This is a genomic window from Nocardiopsis sp. TNDT3, assembly GCF_003427465.1.
GTDB classification, from domain to species: Bacteria; Actinomycetota; Actinomycetes; order Streptosporangiales; family Streptosporangiaceae; genus Nocardiopsis; species Nocardiopsis dassonvillei.
In genome coordinates, this window is record NZ_QPFC01000516.1 from 1 (window position 1) to 2,024 (window position 2,024).

Annotated in this window: 2 protein-coding genes; both read right to left on the bottom strand. The window is 73.8% G+C overall.

Features of this window, described 5'->3' with window-relative positions; translation table 11 throughout:
* Window positions 1-284: 284 nt before the first annotated feature.
* Entirely contained in the window at window positions 285-1,496 is a 1,212-nt protein-coding gene (locus DQW06_RS13520) for a 3-hydroxybutyryl-CoA dehydrogenase (RefSeq protein ID WP_013151407.1), read from the bottom strand.
* A gap of 162 nt (window positions 1,497-1,658) precedes the next feature.
* Window positions 1,659-2,024 (bottom strand): SCO5389 family protein (locus DQW06_RS13525; RefSeq protein WP_117198571.1); only part of this gene is annotated, 366 nt, incomplete at its 5' end.

The following is a 2,024-nucleotide window of genomic DNA, read 5'->3' on the forward strand; positions in this document are numbered from 1 at the left end:
TCGTCGGGGGCGCCGCCGGGGGCCTTGCGGCCCCGGGCGGATGTGCGGCGGGGAGAGTTACGGCGCGGGCTCACACCGTCCAGGTTAGAAGAGGACCGGCAGTGGCCGCCGCCACAGGATCGGCGGCGGCCGTCTTCGCCTCCCCGCGCGACGGGCGGCCCGGCACGGTGGCCGGAGCGGTCCCGTGCGCCGTGGCGCTCCTGTGCCCGGCGCGGGGCCGGCGCGGAGGCGTACCGCGGACCCGGGGCCCGCGCCCCGCGACGGCGACGCCTCCGCTCGGCGCGTCAGGCGTGGCAGGCGCAGCCGCCGTGGCCCTCGCCCTCCGGCGCGTCGGGCAGCTGGTCCATCAGCAGCGGGGCGGGCACCGGGATGTCGGTGAGGCCGTACTCGCCCATCGCGACCAGGGTGGTGACCACGGCTTCGGCGCCGCGCTCCTCCAGCAGTTCGGTGGGGCCCTTGGGGTAACCGCAGCCGAAGCGCATGGCGGTGTCGACGTCCCTGGCGGAGGCGTAGCCGTCGCCGACCATGCGCATGGCGTCGTCGATCTGCGGCGCGAGGAGGACCTCGCCCAGGTCCAGGGTCTCCTCCTCCTGGATCATCTGCGCGTAGCGGCCGGTGGGGCGGGGCTCGGGGGCGTCGTCGGTGCCCGCGTAGAAGCCCTGGCCGGACTTGCGGCCCAGGCGGCCCGCGGCCACCATGCGGCGCAGCAGCGGCGAGGCGGCGTAGCGCCGGTCGCGGTACTCCTCCCACAGGACGTCCATGACGGCCAGGCAGATGTCGAGGCCGACCAGGTCGGCGAGGGCCAGCGGGCCCATGGGCAGGCCCGCGGCCTTCTGCACCGAGGCGTCGATCTCCTCGCGGGTGGCGACCTTGCGCTCGTACAGGCGGATCGCGTCGTTGATGTAGGGCACGAGGAGGGCGTTGGCCACGAACCCGGCGCGGTCGCCGACCGCCACGGGGGTCTTGCCGATGCGCTTGGCCACCTCGCAGACCACGTCGACGGTCTCGGCGCTGGTGGAGACCGTGGTGATGACCTCGACCAGCTTCATGACCGGGGCGGGGTTGAAGAAGTGCAGCCCCACGACCTTGTCCGCGCGGCCGGTGAGCGCGGCGATCTCGGTGACCGACAGCGAGGACGTGTTGGTGGCCAGGATCGTGCCGGGCGGGCAGATCCGGTCCAGGTCCGCGAAGACGTCCTTCTTGATGTCCATCCGTTCGGGGACGGCCTCGACGACGAAGTCCGCGTCGGCGAGGTCCTCGCGCGAGGTGGTGAACGTCAGCCGGGCGTCGATCCCGGTGCGTTCGTCCTCGGTGAGCTTGCCCTTGTCCACCGCCTTCGAGAGGGACCGGTCCACGTGGGCACGGCCGCGGTCGACGGCGGCCTGGTCGATCTCGACCCCGGTGACGTTGAACCCCGCGCGGGCGAACACCTCGGCGATACCCGCGCCCATCGCGCCGAGTCCGACGACACCGACCTTGTCAAATTCCTGCACCATACGCCCAGACTACGGGCCCGGCCGAACCGTCCCGCGCACGGGATGCCCGAGTCGGGCACTCGGTGTCATCCGGTGCGGCGGTGGCGGTGCCGCCGCACCCCGGCCGCGGCGCGGGAGCACCGCCCCTCCCGGAGGGCGCGACCACCCCTGACAGGACCGCCTCTAGCAGTCGACGAGCTCGGGCGACTGGTTGAGCAGCTGGGCGCGCGGGGAGGTGAACTCGGCGCGGGCCTCCTCGGCCCCGGGCGCGAAGAGGGCCACGCGGTGGCAGTTCTGGAAGGCCAGGCGCAGGCCGAAGTGCCGCTCCACCGCGCCGCGCATGGCGTCGCTGGCGAGCAGGCGCAGCAGCTGGCCCCTCTCCTGTTCGCCGGGCGGGGGCACCTCGTTCGTCTCGAAGCCGGACTCGGCGGTCCGGGCGCCCTCGGCCAGTCCGCTGACCACCTCCCAGGCGTAGGGCAGGGAGTCCTTGATGCAGGCGATGAAGTCGGCGTCCTCGACCGGGCCGTGCTTCGCCTTCTCCAGCAGGTC

Excerpts from the sequence above, each read along its gene's own strand:
- DQW06_RS13520 (WP_013151407.1), bottom strand. The coding sequence starts at position 1,496 with ATGGTGCAGGAATTTGACAAGGTCGGTGTCGTCGGACTCGGCGCGATG.